This window comes from Eisenbergiella sp. OF01-20, from assembly GCF_003478085.1.
In the GTDB taxonomy this organism is placed as follows: domain Bacteria; phylum Bacillota; class Clostridia; order Lachnospirales; family Lachnospiraceae; genus Eisenbergiella.
In genome coordinates, this window is record NZ_QUES01000034.1 from 1 (window position 1) to 13,446 (window position 13,446).

Here is a 13,446-nt window from a genome sequence, read left to right on the forward strand (position 1 = left end):
GCAAGTAGCCAAAAACTCATATATGCGTATCTCTTTTTCAATCTTACCCTGTTACATCAGCTTCTTATAGCTCTCTGCCATTACCGAAAAACCATTCATCTTTCACCCTCCTGTGTCGCTTATTGTCGAACTTCATGCTCGTTTGCCCTCTGACCTGTGCGTTCTTGACCTTTAACACTTTCCATAAAAGGACAAAGGAGGGATATCTCAAATATCGATTTGTTGGTTTCATTTTATCATATAGCATCATCATCTTACAAGCGTATTTTCTACCATGGTTAGAAAACAGAGATTATTATACACTTGAGGAATCGTCCTTTGGCATCAGTTCCAGAATCTTTTTATACCAGAGTTTTTCCTCTCCGTTCTCTCGCAACGCAAACTGACAAAACAGTGTCATTAACTCAAAATATTTTGTTTGGAGTTCTCCCCAATCCTTATTAGAAGAAAATCGAACAGCATTTGTGTTATAAGCAATTTGATTGACATTGTTTCCAATGCGGTTCACTTCGTAAATCAACTGCTTTGCCTGGTCTCTATCCATGTGCCACTGCTTACCCGTCAACGATTCTGCAAGAATCAGTTTTCTTAAATATTCCGATTTCGATAAGCCGTACTCAAAAGCATTTTTTGTGAGCATAGCATTTTCCTCTGGAAGCAAAGTAAAACGGAATTGCTCTGTGCGAACTCTATCTTTTTCAGCCATTTATTACTTCTCCTTTCAAAACTTCCTCACCGTGAGGAAATTACAAAATTGTTCGTCAGTGGTTTTAGTTTTGTTGTGCCGTCTGTGGGACAGTCATTTTGCCGTTTTGCAAAATGGTACAGGTGGGGGTATTAGGGGGCGTTGCCCCAGTGCAACGGCTAACAAGTGGGAAAATGACACGAGTGGGTACATTTCCCCTATGCTTGCTATTGCAAGTATAGGGAGAATAATGGACAACGAGTGGGTACAATTTCCCCATGCTTGCTATATGCAAGTATGAGGGAATGGGTACATTTTCCCCCTGCTTGCTAATAATGTGTTGCTATGGATTTTCGGGGTCGAGAATTGTATCAAGCTGCGATTTCCACGCCATAATATTTTCGATTTCTTTTTCAAAAACATAGGATTCTTTTTGACGTTTTCGCTCCAAAAATTTGCCCCAATAATAATCAATTTCTTTCTGCAACTCATTGATATACTCTTGCAGTTCGTCCCGTTCCTCAGCGGAGTATTCTTCGGCATCGGCTGTCATTTCCGCCATTTCTTTTTTATTGCTTTCAAGTTCATCCATCAAATCAATATAATCGTCCAAATCCCCCCACAGCAGCAAAAATTTCAGAAATGTATCATCCGAAAACATGGCAAACCAACAACGCTGATACCACTGTTCCGCATACATCCGTTCATCACTTCCGTTGGAATATGTTCCGTCTACCAAATCCCCGATGAAGTTCTCCAACAGCTCTGAAATTGTCAACCCACCCTCGCCGGATTTTTCGGCAAGGCGTTTCACATCTGCATTGGAAAGATTCACTGTTATGGTTCTTGGTTTTATGGTTTCAATCTCAATTTTTTGTGAACTGTAATCTCTCATTTCGTCTCCTTTGCTTATAAAATAGATTGATTTAAGCTGAGGACAACGGCAACTACGGGTGCGCCGTTGTTTCCGTTAGGATAAGCGGTAGAATTTTGCCGTTGTCCTCAGAAATCCGACTACGGGTAATTTTTCTTCATCGTCCTATGAAAAACAACGGTGCTGGCGTAGTACCCGTAGTTACTTGACTTCGATATAGTCAAGGGTTATCCATTTTTTCTTGTTATGGAATGCGCTCACATAAGAAACCCCATAGATCTCTCTCAGCGAATCTTGCGCTGCTTTCAAGCTCTTTGAGAACACAGCAGCACTGTAACTAACAAGAATCGGCTCTCGTGCCTGTAAGTTTGTCAGCAGCTCTGTTGCCGTCCCCTCCCAATGGTGTGCTTCCTCTGCTTTGACGAAATTAACGATAGCGTGTAAGAACCGCTCCTTTTCATTGACAACAGATTCGTCACGGGTGAGCTTGTTCCAACGGCAGGATTCTTTGTCAAATTCAAGGGCAAATTCAAAGGCTTCGGTATCACGGTTGGAAATGGTGAGATTGGCTCTGGTGTCGGTGCGCTTGCTCTTTGTCAGCACCCAGTTCCCGTCTGTTCCTCCTGCCATGCCCTCGCTGCCGGAAATCTTGCTGATATCATCATCGTGCTTGCCTTTGTTGGTGTGCGTGAGCGCAAGGATGGTAAGGTCAAACTCCATGCTTATCTGGCGCAGGATGTTGGTAAACTCCACGTCCCCGGCATAGATGTTTTTTACAAACTCATTCCCTCTGATATGTTGGAGCGTGTCAATGACCACCAGTTTGATATTGGGATGCTGCGTTAAGTAATCACGGATATCTTCCTCAACGCCGGAAGTGATGCTGTTTGCCTTTAAAACGAAATGGATGTTCTCCATACCCTCATAGGCTTCAAGCATCTCAAAACGGCTCTGTAAGCGTGTTACGGTATCTTCCAGACCGAGATACAAGACCTCGGACTGTATGGCTTGATAGCCCCAGATTTGCCCACCACTGGCAACAGCGTAGGATATCTGCTCGGCAAGCCACGATTTACCAACTTTAGCACCTCCGGCGAGGATAAAGAAACCGTGCGGTAAAATGGTACTGATGGTGTAATGAAGCGGCGGCAAGTCCATTTCCATCAAGTCTTTTCCATTGATGGATTCAAAGCGGCTCTCCTTTATTTTTTCTTTTATCGCTTCTTCGGTTCTCATATTTGTAGTCGATTCATTCATTGCGAATACTCCTTTGCGTACTATTGTATTTTGAGATTCGCCATGCTATAATGTGGTATATTGTATTTCATAGCATGGTCTGAGCTTCTGTGTATTTGCCTATACAGAAGCTTTTTTCATGTAAAAAGAAAACCACAACTTCGATAAACGAAATTGTGGTTTAGTGAGTGATATTTTGTAGAGACATCAAGCTATTTGTACAGTTGCGTTTTTAAGTATAAGCCGTGATAACCAGTTTTAATCGGCTTGATGTCTCTATAATCGTCACGGAGAAAATACAGAAACCGGGCACTAACGTCACGAATCCGTTACAAAACGGATAACCCGGAAGCCTCGATTTGCCTCCTAAGCGAAAGGCCGTGGGTTCGAATCCCGCCAGGGACGCCAGCAAACACGCCGAAAACCTTTGATTTATCAGGGTTTTCGGCTTTTCTTATTTCTGCGGCTTTTGTGGCTTTTTTGCAAAAAACCTTGGTTTGCTAACATTTGCTAACGAGATTTGGCCTTTTGCTAAGAAAGGCGGTAAGTCAGAGGTTCGATTTTTACCAAAGGAACTTGCAAACATTTGTTAGCAGAAATTAGAGGAAGTTGCAAACAAAATCGCGAATTTGCTAACATCGCTCAAAAATGCTTTCAGAACCTTGCTAACAAAAAAAGTGTTTGGTCACTGTGCAAAGTGGTTCAAACGAAGAAAACCTCTCACAAAGTGAGAGGCGTTCTTCTGAGGGAGGGACTTTATAAAGCTTTTGCCAGCTGCTTGAGCAGTGCGGCAGTTTCGGGATTTTTAAGCAGTTCCAGTATCTTCGCTGCATCACTTTCATCACTTTCAGTGACGGCAGTATCCGCAGTTTTAGGCTCTGTATCTTCAACAGGGTCAGGAGTCTTGGATGAGTAAAATGCTTCCTCCAATCGCTGAGCGTTTATGCAGCGATCCTCGTCGATGATGTGAGAGTAGACATCTGCAACCATTTTTACCTGAGCATGACCAGAGTCGCCCTGGACGGATTTCATATCGCCACCATTGAGTTTCAGCTTGTAGGTGATACTGGAGTGACGGAGAGAATGGAATACAACATGAGGCAGTCCGTTTTCTTTGATAAGTTTATTGAAAGCACGGTTAATCACCTGGCTTTCCATCGGACGGCCATTGCTGGAGCAAAAGACCAGGTTATTGTCGATGTATTCATCTCCAAACAGATCCATCAGCTCATCAATTTCTTTTTTTCTCTCTACCAGCATATAGGCAACTGTTTTCGGCAGGTACACGCGGCGAATACTGGTTTTGGTTTTAGGCTCTTTCAGGACCAGAGCAGTATGGGTACTGGCTATGCAAGGTGGAAACTTCTTAATAACACCTTTGTCGCTCAAATCGTCCAATGCACCTCGTGTAACCCGTTGCAGCTCTTTGTTGACGAATATATAAGCTGAACCATTTTCTATGCTCTGTGGTGCAATATCAATGCAGTCCCAGGTAAGGCCCAGCATTTCACCAATGCGTAAAGAGCAGGAGAACGCCAGATTTAAGGCAAGGGAGAGGATAGGATCATCACAGACTTCCATAGCCTTGCTCAGCGTTTCGGCAGTCCATATATCCCGTTCTTTATGTTCTTCTTTGGGAAGTGTCGCATTCAGGACAGGGTTACGGCTGATTAGTTCCCAACGCACCGCCTGATTAAAGGCACTGCGAAGTAGCTTGTGAATTTCTCTTACTGTATGCGGGGTCAGATATTCGCTTGTGGGTTTGCGGTTGTTGACGCTTACCGTTTTCACAGAGAGCAGATCACGGTAATACTTATCCATCATCCTTGGAGTGATGTCGGATAGTAACATATCTCCGATAATAGGAGTTATGTAGTTTCTCGCCAGACCACGGCGGCTTTCATATGTTGACATTGCCCAGGTATTTACACCATAGATGGACATATATTCATCGAGCAGATCGTTCAGGGTCTTTGCCGTAGGAATAAAGAAGGTTCCAGAGTCCTGCTCATACTCAATTTGCTTTTTTCGTTTTTTTGCTTCTGCATTTGTGCTGAAGGTTTCCCAACGCTGTCTGCGTTTTCCGTTTTCATCTGTGTAATCATACACCACAGAATATTTGCTTTTACGCTTCACGATAGATGCCATTTTCATTGCTCCTTTCTGAGATTTTCACATAATGAGTTTGCTTTTGATACCAGGCTTCAAAACTGCTGGTAATGATACGAATTCTTCGATCAATCAAGGTCGTCTCAAAATAGCCCCTTTTAACAAGGTCATAAGCTGTGCCAGATTTCAGCCCCAAAAGATCCGCCATTTCCGGAACTGACATCGTAGTATGCCTCCATTTCTCTCCGGGCGGTGTACCATCCACTTTTTTATAGTGGAACTGGCCGGCATACCAATCTTCAAAGCTATCCAGCATAACTCTCATTCGTCCGGCCACTTGAATTGTTTTGAAATAGTTCTTTTTAACCAACCAGTAGGATTCTACTTTACCAAGCCCAAGCATTTTGCCCATCTCTGGTACAGACATACTGGTCTTTACTCTTTGTTTTCGCATGGCTTTTGCCTCCTCTATAAAGTTTTTCTTGCTATGGCCTCATTGTAAGAGAAAGCAGAAAAAAAGTTAAGGATGTCGATTTGGAGATCGGCATCCTTGACAAATCATTCATCTGCGTGATCCAGCCAGTCATCAAAGCTCTTTTTGGAAATGCGGATATGACCGCCGACTCTGACGCTGTGGAATACACCCTGTTTTACCAGATTATATGCTGTGGGACGACTGATACCCAGAATGTCCTGAATCTCATCGACCGTATAGGTTCTTTTGTCATAGCTGACAGGATTTTGTTCATTAAAGCGGTTCAATTCCGCAATTCTTGCTTCAAACATAAAAACGCCTCCTTTATCCGGTAAGTGGCCTTACGGAGCCTCCATTTCCTCCGGAATATGAATATCTAAACTAACTTGCAGAGCATCATCAATCGCTCTCATTTCTTCGCGAGATACGCGCCCAATGTACGATAAAACACGCCTTTTATCAATCGTTTTAATTTGCTCCAGCAGAACAACAGATTTCAGTCCAAGCTCTGGAACGCTCTCCAGTGCATAGTGTGTGGGCAGCTCCTTTTTCTTAATCCATTTACTGGTGAGTGGAGCTACGATCAAAGTGGGGCAGAAAAAATTCCCCACATTGTTTTGAAGAACCAGGACAGGACGGGTGCCGCCTTGCTCTGATCCAAAATAAGGGTTCAAATTGGCATAATATAAATCCCCACGCTTATAAATCCAATCTTCTTTCATGTTCATCCTCCTATGTTTTGAGATTTGATTATGTAAGAAGGAGGCTCTGCAAATTACAGAGTCTCCTTCAATTTAGCGCCTGTTTTATCCCTTACTTGTCCACGACACCCCAGGGATTTGGGTAATCATTAAGCCGCAGGTGGCTGGCCTGCTTCTCAGGAGTTTCACCTCCACTTCGTTTGGTCTTACCCATGGCCTGCGACGGTTATTATCACGCTCGGACTATGGCTGTAAGAGAGCTTTCCTCCTTGTTATGCCATGACCGGATGCCATCCGATGTATTCCAGCCTGATATATTTCTGATAAACCGAAAACTCATCTATACAGCAAAAATGGGTTGGCCTGTTATGCGAGTGGCAGCTCTCAGAAAATATACCGCTGATGTAGCGGCTATTACGCCCAAAGAGGATCAAACTTAATGATTCGTATATGAGGTTGTCAAGGTGCAAGTGAAAGGATTTCCCTCTCACTTGCTACTGCCACTTTTTTAGAAAATCGCAACCAACTTTTTTATTTTTTCTTCAATTTTTTTCAATCGCTTATCTGCGGCTTGCCGAGTAATACCATATCGTTGGGCTAAACAAGTTGCATTTGGTATTTTCATTTCATAATAGGACAATATAAAATCTCGTTCTGCTGGACTCAGTTTCAATAGAGCTTGGTGTAAATCCTCAAGAAGTAAATTCTGAATAGCTTGTTCCGCAGTATCAACAGATTCATCCACAAACAAATCTGTATCCTGATAACCTTCCTCTGTGCCGTCACGATCTCCCACATGAGAAGCCGGGAATATAGAGCGACTTTTCTCATGTTCCTGGAGATAGCGGCTGTGGCGGTCCTCCTGTTGGTATTTTTCAAAATCTTTGCGAGAACATTCCATGATAATGCGGTCATCTTCATCACGGAACATTTTGACTGTTTCAACAAAAAAGCGCCCAGTAAAGCAACCATTGCGGCGTGCCTTACTGAACGCTGAAAAACTGATTTCCTCCCATTCCTGTGGGCTGTTATTTTTCCAAATGAATACTCTCGTCATATCCTTTCCTCCGTTCAAATTCTTGGTAGTCAGCGAATTTGAACGGTGTCATGGATATTTTGCTATGTACGCCTCCCAGCGCATACCGGCCTCCTAATACCGGGCAAAGAAAAAGGCCGGAAGTGTTTTCACCTCCAGCCATGTTCCTGCCGCCATATTGCAGCAGGAATGAAAAAAGCCCGGTTAATGCCGGGCCTTATGTAGAAAAGTATTCAATTTAGCGCATTCCTGCCACTATAACAAGTATAGCAGGTCGGAAGTCGGAAGGGAGTAGGGATTAGGTCGGGGATTTGTCGGGATTTAGTCGGGATTTAGTCGGGGCAGCTCCTCCAGGACTTCTGGAATAGAATATCCAAACAAGCAAACAGAAAATAAATAGATGGCTTCTCGTTTTCGGTCATAAAAGACACTGCGCTCTATATTTAGTTCTTCCAGCAATTCTTTCTCTGTACTGTTGAACCGATAGATAAATTGCTTAGTCAAAATTTCATAGTAAAGTTCTCCTCGATCCGGATACCGTTTCAGACGAAGGAGTGCACGGTCAATAATATTGACTAGCATTTGATTTTGAACAAGGCAGCAAACTTTTTCTTCAAAGGCTTGCAGTTCAATATCTGGTGCAAAATTTTCAAGATAGCAGAGGCCAGACTCTATATCTTGTTCTCCCATAATCCAAGCAGTTTCTTGTAATTCTTCTGCCCGTTCACTCAGAACCCAGACTACATCACGGTAAATCTTTAGAATCAGCTTACTTCTATGAAACGCAGCGTCGCTGTTAAGCCCCAAAGCTGTTAGCCTGCTGTTACATTTTTGGATTGTTGTGCTTTCTTTTCTCATAGAACATCCCTCCTTGTTCGCAATATTGCGAACATATTAGGTACAAAATAGCATAGCAGAGGAGCGTGAGAGAGGGCAGTGCCTCTCTCTATTCCCCCATTTGGTTATATCAGGTTTCTGGATTTTAGACGAATCTGCATTGCTTGCTTGGAAACCTCAAAAATATTTGCCATTTCAGCAATGAGCTGTTCATCTGTCCGGCCTATTTTAAGCCGGTAAAAACATTTTTTGATCTGCGGTAAAGGCATCAGCAGAGCAGAAGCCAGAGTATCCGCCTGACGCTCAATTATGCCATGACTTTCGTCGGAAGAAACATTTCCGTTATAAGCAGCAACATCTCCAGTACCAGAGTACAACTTCTTATGTAGTACCCAATGAGCCAGCTCATGGGCACAGGTAAAACGGAGCCGCCCTAATTTTGACGGATCACAAAGCCGTTCATCAATTAAGATTGTACCGGCTCTTACTGCAATCATTCGATACTGTCTCTGTATCTGGTCATATAAGACAACAGCACCGTCATCGAAAATTGTTTCCCCTAATATCTTGGGGTTTTTTCTTAGTGTATGAAACTCCAGGATTAGATCAAACTTTGTCTCGATAATGGTTTCGATTGGCACAGGACATGGTTGCCCGGATAGCAGAGAGGGATCATATTCCATCAGGATTTTTCGCCCTACTGCCTCGATTGCTTCTGTACGGATTTGTGGAATTGACAAAGCTCTCCCCCCTATCGTTTACGCTCCTTTAGCATTTTCATAAATGTCTGCCATTCTTCATCGGTAGCATCTACTTCTTTTGCCACACGCAAGGCTGCCCGAACAATATCTTTTTCCATGATATAGTCTGGCAAATCAGCAGATACTGTATTGCGTGATTTTGCAGCCAGATCCAAAAGCAACTCATGTTCTGATTTATCCAAATTCAGAAAGGCAGAGATGCGTTCCACAAAATCTCCATTGGGTGCAGGACGGCGGCTTTGCTCAATATCACACAGATAACCGTAAGCAATATTCAAATGCTTGGCTGTATCGCGTAAATTGAATTTGTGCGCCTTGCGTTTCTCGGCTATAAATGATCCAAAAGTTATATTGCCCACAGCATTCACCTCTCATTTGTTCGACGAACTGCGAACATCTTGCTTATATTGTATATCGAACATCTGTTCACTTCAAGGATAAAAATTTCATTTGAAAAGAGGTGTTAAAAATCAATAACACCTCTTTTGCGCTATATAAATTCCTGAGCGATTTGCTGCATTTCCGTAATGCACTCTTTGGGAGAGAGAATTTTTATTTTCCCTTTGAATTTGAATATCCAGCCATAAAAAGTTCCACTGGGGTTCACTTCAATTTTGGCTGTGAAGTGTGTATCATCATACCTATCAACAGCAGCATCTTCTCCATAATGATCTATGATTACTCTCATCAATTCGTTTTCACATAGAAGGGTTACTTCCTTCGATGACTCCGATGTAAACATATCAACCATTTTATTTGTATAGGAGGCTACATCAAATCCCTCTATCGGCATAAAGTAAGTTTCCAGATTTTCTACACTTGTTAGCCGATCTACACGGAAGTGAGCAATTTTCTGATGCTTCAGAGAAAATCCAATCAAATAGTAATGGTCATTTTTCCATTCAAGCGCATAGGGATTTACGACATAATAATATCCATCGTGCTTTAAGATTTTCTTTTTTTCCTGAGTATATTCATAGTATTGGAACCGAATTTGCTGATGGTTTCCAATCGCTGTTTGGATATTATCAATGATATAGTAAACCTTTTCATTATGCGGTTTGACACGGCTGGATAAAGCAGCAAATTTTTGAAGCTGTTCTGCCTGATGTGTGCTGGTCAGACGGCATAATTTCTGTACCAGTTCCTCGGATTTCTTGGCAGAAATGATCTTCGAGGATGCTACTGCGTCTGTCAGCATTTTCAGTTCAGGATACTCAAACGGTCGGCTTCCCATAAAATATTGGTTTTGGGTACTCTTGACCACCACAATATCAATCCCTGCATCGATCAGCGCATTGGTATCTGCGTAAACAGTCTGCCGCACTGCCTGAATTCCTTTTCCATTCAGATGGGCAATGATGTCAGATACTGTGGCGGGATGGTTTTCATCGGTCCTCTCATAGAGAAACCGGAGTAATTCCAGTATCCGCATATTTGTTGAATTCTGCATACTTCACCTCCTCGATTCTTAAAATGGCCTATTTTGTATGGTGTCCAGCCCCAAAGACCAGAAGCAGGGCGACAGCACAGAGAAGCAGGCCGATCCAATTTCGATCTATAATCAGCTTGATCACCGCCACAAGCAGAAGTCCGCCTGCCAGGAGCACAACGCCATTCATTCAGCGTCCTCCCGAAGCATAGTTTCCCATGTTGATGTCCAGCACCCCTCTGGGCGGCTGGATCAGGGAGTCCTCATACTGGCACTTCCACTGGACCTCCCGGCACATCTGGCTATCCGCCACGCCGTCTATGGTTTCCCCATCCTGAATGGGGTTATCATGCTCCAGAATATAGGACGCTGCATTATAGGCGTGGTTTACCACCCAGTTGGGGTCCATGCCGTGGAAGTGGTACTGGAGATCCGGCAAAAACAGGGTGCTCATGCCCACCGTGTCGATGAGCATATCCTCCGTGCCCTCGATGTTGAAGAAACGGACATTGACGCCAAAGCGGATGAACCGATCCGGCCCCTCAATCTGATGGGAGCGCACATCCTCTGCCAGAAACAGCTTGCCGCAGTTCTGGAAATAGAACGCCTCACAGGTGGGGTACAGCTCTGCCAGAGCCTCCAGAAAGTCGGCATCCAGGTTGGCACGCTCCAGCGCTGGAAGCGCCGCAGTCAGCATATCGGTGGCCACCACCTGATATTTGCACTCCCGGAAGATCCGGTCACGGTCCTCCTGGCAGTCCCACATCTGGCTCATCAGAAAGGCATCAAAGCCTTTGCCCTTGAACTTGTCGCATTTCATCACCATCAGCTGTACCGGGTACTTGCCGTCCTGAAATTCCGCGACATGATCCAGGGCGGCAAAGCCGGCCATTTTCTTATCATAACAGAAGCACTCTGTTGATCCGATGTGCTTCTCCATTATGGCAGTCATTTTTTCTTTATCCGGCATTTCTACCGGCTCTTTGAACAGCATCTGAATGAGATAGGGACCTCCGGGCTGGGGGCCTTTTTTGTCGTCCAGATTTTGCTGGAAAGCTTTATTGCTCATTTGGGTTCCTCCTTCTTTTCTGGGAACAGTTTCCACCGAAACTCCAGCTCTTTCTGGACAAACTCTTTCGGCAGGCCGCGGGGGTTGGCGATGAGATACCATACCCGAAAGGTGCGCTTCTTCGGATCTGTTTCCTGCCGGTAGAGCTGATAGCCCGCCTCATCCTCCTGTGTCCACTGTCCTGTCTGCCGCTTGGCCTGCACAAAGGGTTCCACCACCTGGTCCAGTTCCTCTCTGGTGCGGCTTGAGGCCCAGGCTTGATCCACATCATTGGCGTGGGAGAGGTGGAACAACATCGAACCCATCCAGTTCTTTGCCTTGTGTCCAGGCGTTCCGCGCAATTCCGCCTGACGGCGGTACTCCTCCATCTGCTCCGCCGTTCCGTACCGTTCCACCATCTGCTCCCGCACATAGATGAACCAGCTGTAGTCCTCCGCCTCGGTGAAGGGGGCGCAGACCGGCTGTAATGCCTCCACGGGGTCTGCCTCGAAGCGGTCGATGAAGTCGAGGTAGTTGGCTTTGACCAGGGGCAGAAAGGTGTCCAGCAGCCCGGTGTTCAGCCGCAGGTCCTCTGTCAGCATCCGAAAGAATGAACCGCCTGTTGTGGGTTCAATTCTGAAAGAGTAGAGGTAGTCATCTCCCTGCTTTATGATACAGCTGAAGCCCACCTCCACATTCCCATGGCCGATTTCGTAGTCTATGTAGTTGTAGCGGCTCCGGTCAAACCAGATCTGATAGGTCAGCCCGTTTTTCATTTTCTTTTTGAAGTCGCCCTTTTTCAGACGCTTCCAGCCCTTTTCCTCCAGGCCCAGGCCGTTCCACAGGTAGTCCAGAAGTTCCTGAATTATATCTGCCGGCCGTTTTTGTTCCACGGTCTCCACCCCCTGACGAATTCTCTTTAATAGTCAAGCAGGATAGGCACCTGCTGCTCCTCGGCAAATCGCATGGCCCGCCAGAACATGGAGAAGGCAAACTTGGCAAGGGATTGAGTGTCATACTGGGTGTGTTCCGGGATGTCTGCCTTGCTGTACTGTCCATCTGAGTCTACGGTTCCGTCTACCGGGTATCCCTCCGTGTCTGCCCAGCCAAGGATAGTGTCCTCATCGGCCTGCCACGCCAGCTGGTTCAGCTTTTCCAGCTCCTTCCGCAGTCCGCCCAAGGTGGCGATAGCGGCGGTGTCATCGGTAGGCAAGGACCCTTGGAACAGAAAGCTGTCAGAAAGAGGGAGCCACCAGGTAGCCCCACGAAACAGGGACCACACCCGCTCCTCATCTGATGCAAGGCGGGCGACCAGAGGATGCTCCCCGAAGATCCAGTCCTTCTCCACGGTGGAAGGCACCGGTTCCTCGTATGTACGACAGGCGGCCACCAGCAGCATAGCGCCGAAGGCATCCCAATCCGGCTTGTCGGTGTAATAAGGTTTCTCATTATTTTCAAGCCAGGGAGCGTAGGGGGGCTGGCCCGGCTGAGAAATGGCGCTCAAGATCTGATCCCGCCAGTTCTCCACCGCCGCCTGGACCTCAGCCGGGGACATTTCTTCCTCCTTATCAGCAGGTTCCCCGTCCGGGGTGATGCGGTTGAAAGAGTATCCGTTTTCCTCCGCCCACTGCTGCACAACAGTTTTCCAGTTGTGAGAATAGTACCGGGTCAGCGTCCCGGCGTAGATGTCAAGTCCCATAGTAATGTCTCCTTTTCAATCAAAATCCATCCAGACCAGGTGTTTTCCGCAGTGGAGGCACTGGAACAGATAGCATTGCAGATGCCCGCCATTGACAGATTCCCGGATCATTTCTTTTTGCTCATCGTCCCACATCGGGTCGTCCAGCACCTCCTCCAGCACACCCAGTGCCCGCAGTTCTCTGGCTCCCACATTACCCAAATAGGCGCAATAGTCACCACAATGGGCGCGCCAGTATTCCTGCTGCCAGCCGGAGTAGCCGGGGGTGCGGTGGATCAGCTCGTCCAGCTTCTCCGGATCGTCTACACCATCGTCCACAGAGAAATCATCTTGAAAACTACCGTCATATTTCCGGGCTGCTTCGCCGTTGGCGATGCACTCTGGGCACAGATATGCAATATCCTCCACTGAAAAGAACGGATTGGTATAGAAAATATGGGTCGTCTTGCCACAGCAGTCGCAGACAACGCCGTCTGCGGATTCCTCAAAAGCCCCAGTTTCCAGAGGGTTTGGGTGATACCGGAAGGCGGGGAGGCCCAGCTGGGCCTGCCGT

At 45.9% G+C, this 13,446-nt stretch carries 17 protein-coding genes; all 17 read right to left on the reverse strand.

Annotated features, from left to right (window positions below):
• Positions 1-295: 295 nt before the first annotated feature.
• Positions 296-706 (reverse strand): plasmid mobilization protein, encoded by a 411-nt coding sequence (locus tag DXA36_RS25910; protein ID WP_006776318.1) that lies wholly within the window; start codon positions 704-706, stop codon positions 296-298.
• Between the two features lie 322 nt (positions 707-1,028).
• Positions 1,029-1,580, reverse strand: coding sequence for a hypothetical protein (locus DXA36_RS25915; protein ID WP_006776319.1), 552 nt, complete (start codon positions 1,578-1,580; stop codon positions 1,029-1,031).
• Between the two features lie 180 nt (positions 1,581-1,760).
• A complete protein-coding gene (locus DXA36_RS25920) occupies positions 1,761-2,816 on the reverse strand; it encodes an AAA family ATPase (RefSeq protein WP_006776320.1) in 1,056 nt (351 codons plus the stop codon).
• 735 nt (positions 2,817-3,551) lie between these two features.
• Positions 3,552-4,943: a tyrosine-type recombinase/integrase gene (locus tag DXA36_RS25925; protein ID WP_007862346.1), complete on the reverse strand. Its 1,392-nt coding sequence runs from the start codon at positions 4,941-4,943 to the stop codon at positions 3,552-3,554.
• Positions 4,921-5,358 (reverse strand): helix-turn-helix domain-containing protein, encoded by a 438-nt coding sequence (locus DXA36_RS25930; RefSeq protein WP_007862347.1) that lies wholly within the window; start codon positions 5,356-5,358, stop codon positions 4,921-4,923. The genes DXA36_RS25925 and DXA36_RS25930 overlap by 23 nt, the downstream gene beginning before the upstream one ends.
• Before the next feature lie 104 nt (positions 5,359-5,462).
• Positions 5,463-5,690 carry a helix-turn-helix domain-containing protein gene (locus DXA36_RS25935; RefSeq protein ID WP_002569114.1) on the reverse strand — a complete coding sequence of 76 codons (228 nt, stop codon included), beginning with the start codon at positions 5,688-5,690 and terminating at the stop codon, positions 5,463-5,465.
• Between the two features lie 30 nt (positions 5,691-5,720).
• The gene (locus tag DXA36_RS25940; RefSeq protein ID WP_002569115.1) at positions 5,721-6,101 is read right to left on the reverse strand and encodes a type II toxin-antitoxin system PemK/MazF family toxin; all 381 of its coding nucleotides are present in this window, start codon (positions 6,099-6,101) and stop codon (positions 5,721-5,723) included.
• Positions 6,102-6,588: 487 nt separating this feature from the next.
• The gene (locus tag DXA36_RS25950; protein WP_006059623.1) at positions 6,589-7,137 is read right to left on the reverse strand and encodes a sigma-70 family RNA polymerase sigma factor; all 549 of its coding nucleotides are present in this window, start codon (positions 7,135-7,137) and stop codon (positions 6,589-6,591) included.
• A gap of 300 nt (positions 7,138-7,437) precedes the next feature.
• The gene (locus tag DXA36_RS25955; protein WP_002592913.1) at positions 7,438-7,974 is read right to left on the reverse strand and encodes a hypothetical protein; all 537 of its coding nucleotides are present in this window, start codon (positions 7,972-7,974) and stop codon (positions 7,438-7,440) included.
• A 104-nt stretch (positions 7,975-8,078) separates the two neighbouring features.
• Positions 8,079-8,693 carry an ImmA/IrrE family metallo-endopeptidase gene (locus tag DXA36_RS25960; RefSeq protein WP_002592912.1) on the reverse strand — a complete coding sequence of 205 codons (615 nt, stop codon included), beginning with the start codon at positions 8,691-8,693 and terminating at the stop codon, positions 8,079-8,081.
• An 11-nt stretch (positions 8,694-8,704) separates the two neighbouring features.
• On the reverse strand, positions 8,705-9,073 hold the full coding sequence (locus DXA36_RS25965) for a helix-turn-helix domain-containing protein (protein ID WP_002569119.1): 369 nt from the start codon (positions 9,071-9,073) through the stop codon (positions 8,705-8,707).
• Between the two features lie 131 nt (positions 9,074-9,204).
• Positions 9,205-10,167: a helix-turn-helix transcriptional regulator gene (locus DXA36_RS25970; RefSeq protein ID WP_007862353.1), complete on the reverse strand. Its 963-nt coding sequence runs from the start codon at positions 10,165-10,167 to the stop codon at positions 9,205-9,207.
• 28 nt (positions 10,168-10,195) lie between these two features.
• Positions 10,196-10,336, reverse strand: coding sequence for a hypothetical protein (locus DXA36_RS33150; protein ID WP_007862354.1), 141 nt, complete (start codon positions 10,334-10,336; stop codon positions 10,196-10,198).
• Positions 10,337-11,215 (reverse strand): DUF4261 domain-containing protein, encoded by an 879-nt coding sequence (locus DXA36_RS25975; protein ID WP_007862355.1) that lies wholly within the window; start codon positions 11,213-11,215, stop codon positions 10,337-10,339.
• Positions 11,212-12,087, reverse strand: a complete 876-nt coding sequence (locus DXA36_RS25980; protein ID WP_007862356.1) for a hypothetical protein — start codon at positions 12,085-12,087, stop codon at positions 11,212-11,214. The genes DXA36_RS25975 and DXA36_RS25980 overlap by 4 nt, the downstream gene beginning before the upstream one ends.
• Before the next feature lie 26 nt (positions 12,088-12,113).
• Positions 12,114-12,893 (reverse strand): hypothetical protein, encoded by a 780-nt coding sequence (locus DXA36_RS25985; RefSeq protein ID WP_009255084.1) that lies wholly within the window; start codon positions 12,891-12,893, stop codon positions 12,114-12,116.
• A gap of 15 nt (positions 12,894-12,908) precedes the next feature.
• A partial coding sequence (locus tag DXA36_RS33665) for a CbrC family protein (protein WP_243114747.1) occupies positions 12,909-13,446 on the reverse strand: 538 nt, incomplete at its 5' end.

What these genes read in the sequence shown, in the direction of transcription:
- DXA36_RS25940 (WP_002569115.1), bottom strand. Translation starts at nt 6,101, where the DNA reads ATGAAAGAAGATTGGATTTATAAGCGTGGGGATTTATATTATGCCAAT.
- DXA36_RS25910 (WP_006776318.1), bottom strand. Translation starts at nt 706, where the DNA reads ATGGCTGAAAAAGATAGAGTTCGCACAGAGCAATTCCGTTTTACTTTG.
- DXA36_RS25930 (WP_007862347.1), bottom strand. Translation starts at nt 5,358, where the DNA reads ATGCGAAAACAAAGAGTAAAGACCAGTATGTCTGTACCAGAGATGGGC.
- DXA36_RS25955 (WP_002592913.1), bottom strand. Translation starts at nt 7,974, where the DNA reads ATGAGAAAAGAAAGCACAACAATCCAAAAATGTAACAGCAGGCTAACA.
- DXA36_RS25920 (WP_006776320.1), bottom strand. Translation starts at nt 2,816, where the DNA reads ATGAATGAATCGACTACAAATATGAGAACCGAAGAAGCGATAAAAGAA.
- DXA36_RS25970 (WP_007862353.1), bottom strand. Translation starts at nt 10,167, where the DNA reads ATGCAGAATTCAACAAATATGCGGATACTGGAATTACTCCGGTTTCTC.
- DXA36_RS25915 (WP_006776319.1), bottom strand. Translation starts at nt 1,580, where the DNA reads ATGAGAGATTACAGTTCACAAAAAATTGAGATTGAAACCATAAAACCA.
- DXA36_RS25925 (WP_007862346.1), bottom strand. Translation starts at nt 4,943, where the DNA reads ATGGCATCTATCGTGAAGCGTAAAAGCAAATATTCTGTGGTGTATGAT.
- DXA36_RS25950 (WP_006059623.1), bottom strand. Translation starts at nt 7,137, where the DNA reads ATGACGAGAGTATTCATTTGGAAAAATAACAGCCCACAGGAATGGGAG.
- DXA36_RS25975 (WP_007862355.1), bottom strand. Translation starts at nt 11,215, where the DNA reads ATGAGCAATAAAGCTTTCCAGCAAAATCTGGACGACAAAAAAGGCCCC.
- DXA36_RS33150 (WP_007862354.1), bottom strand. Translation starts at nt 10,336, where the DNA reads ATGAATGGCGTTGTGCTCCTGGCAGGCGGACTTCTGCTTGTGGCGGTG.
- DXA36_RS25985 (WP_009255084.1), bottom strand. Translation starts at nt 12,893, where the DNA reads ATGGGACTTGACATCTACGCCGGGACGCTGACCCGGTACTATTCTCAC.
- DXA36_RS25935 (WP_002569114.1), bottom strand. Translation starts at nt 5,690, where the DNA reads ATGTTTGAAGCAAGAATTGCGGAATTGAACCGCTTTAATGAACAAAAT.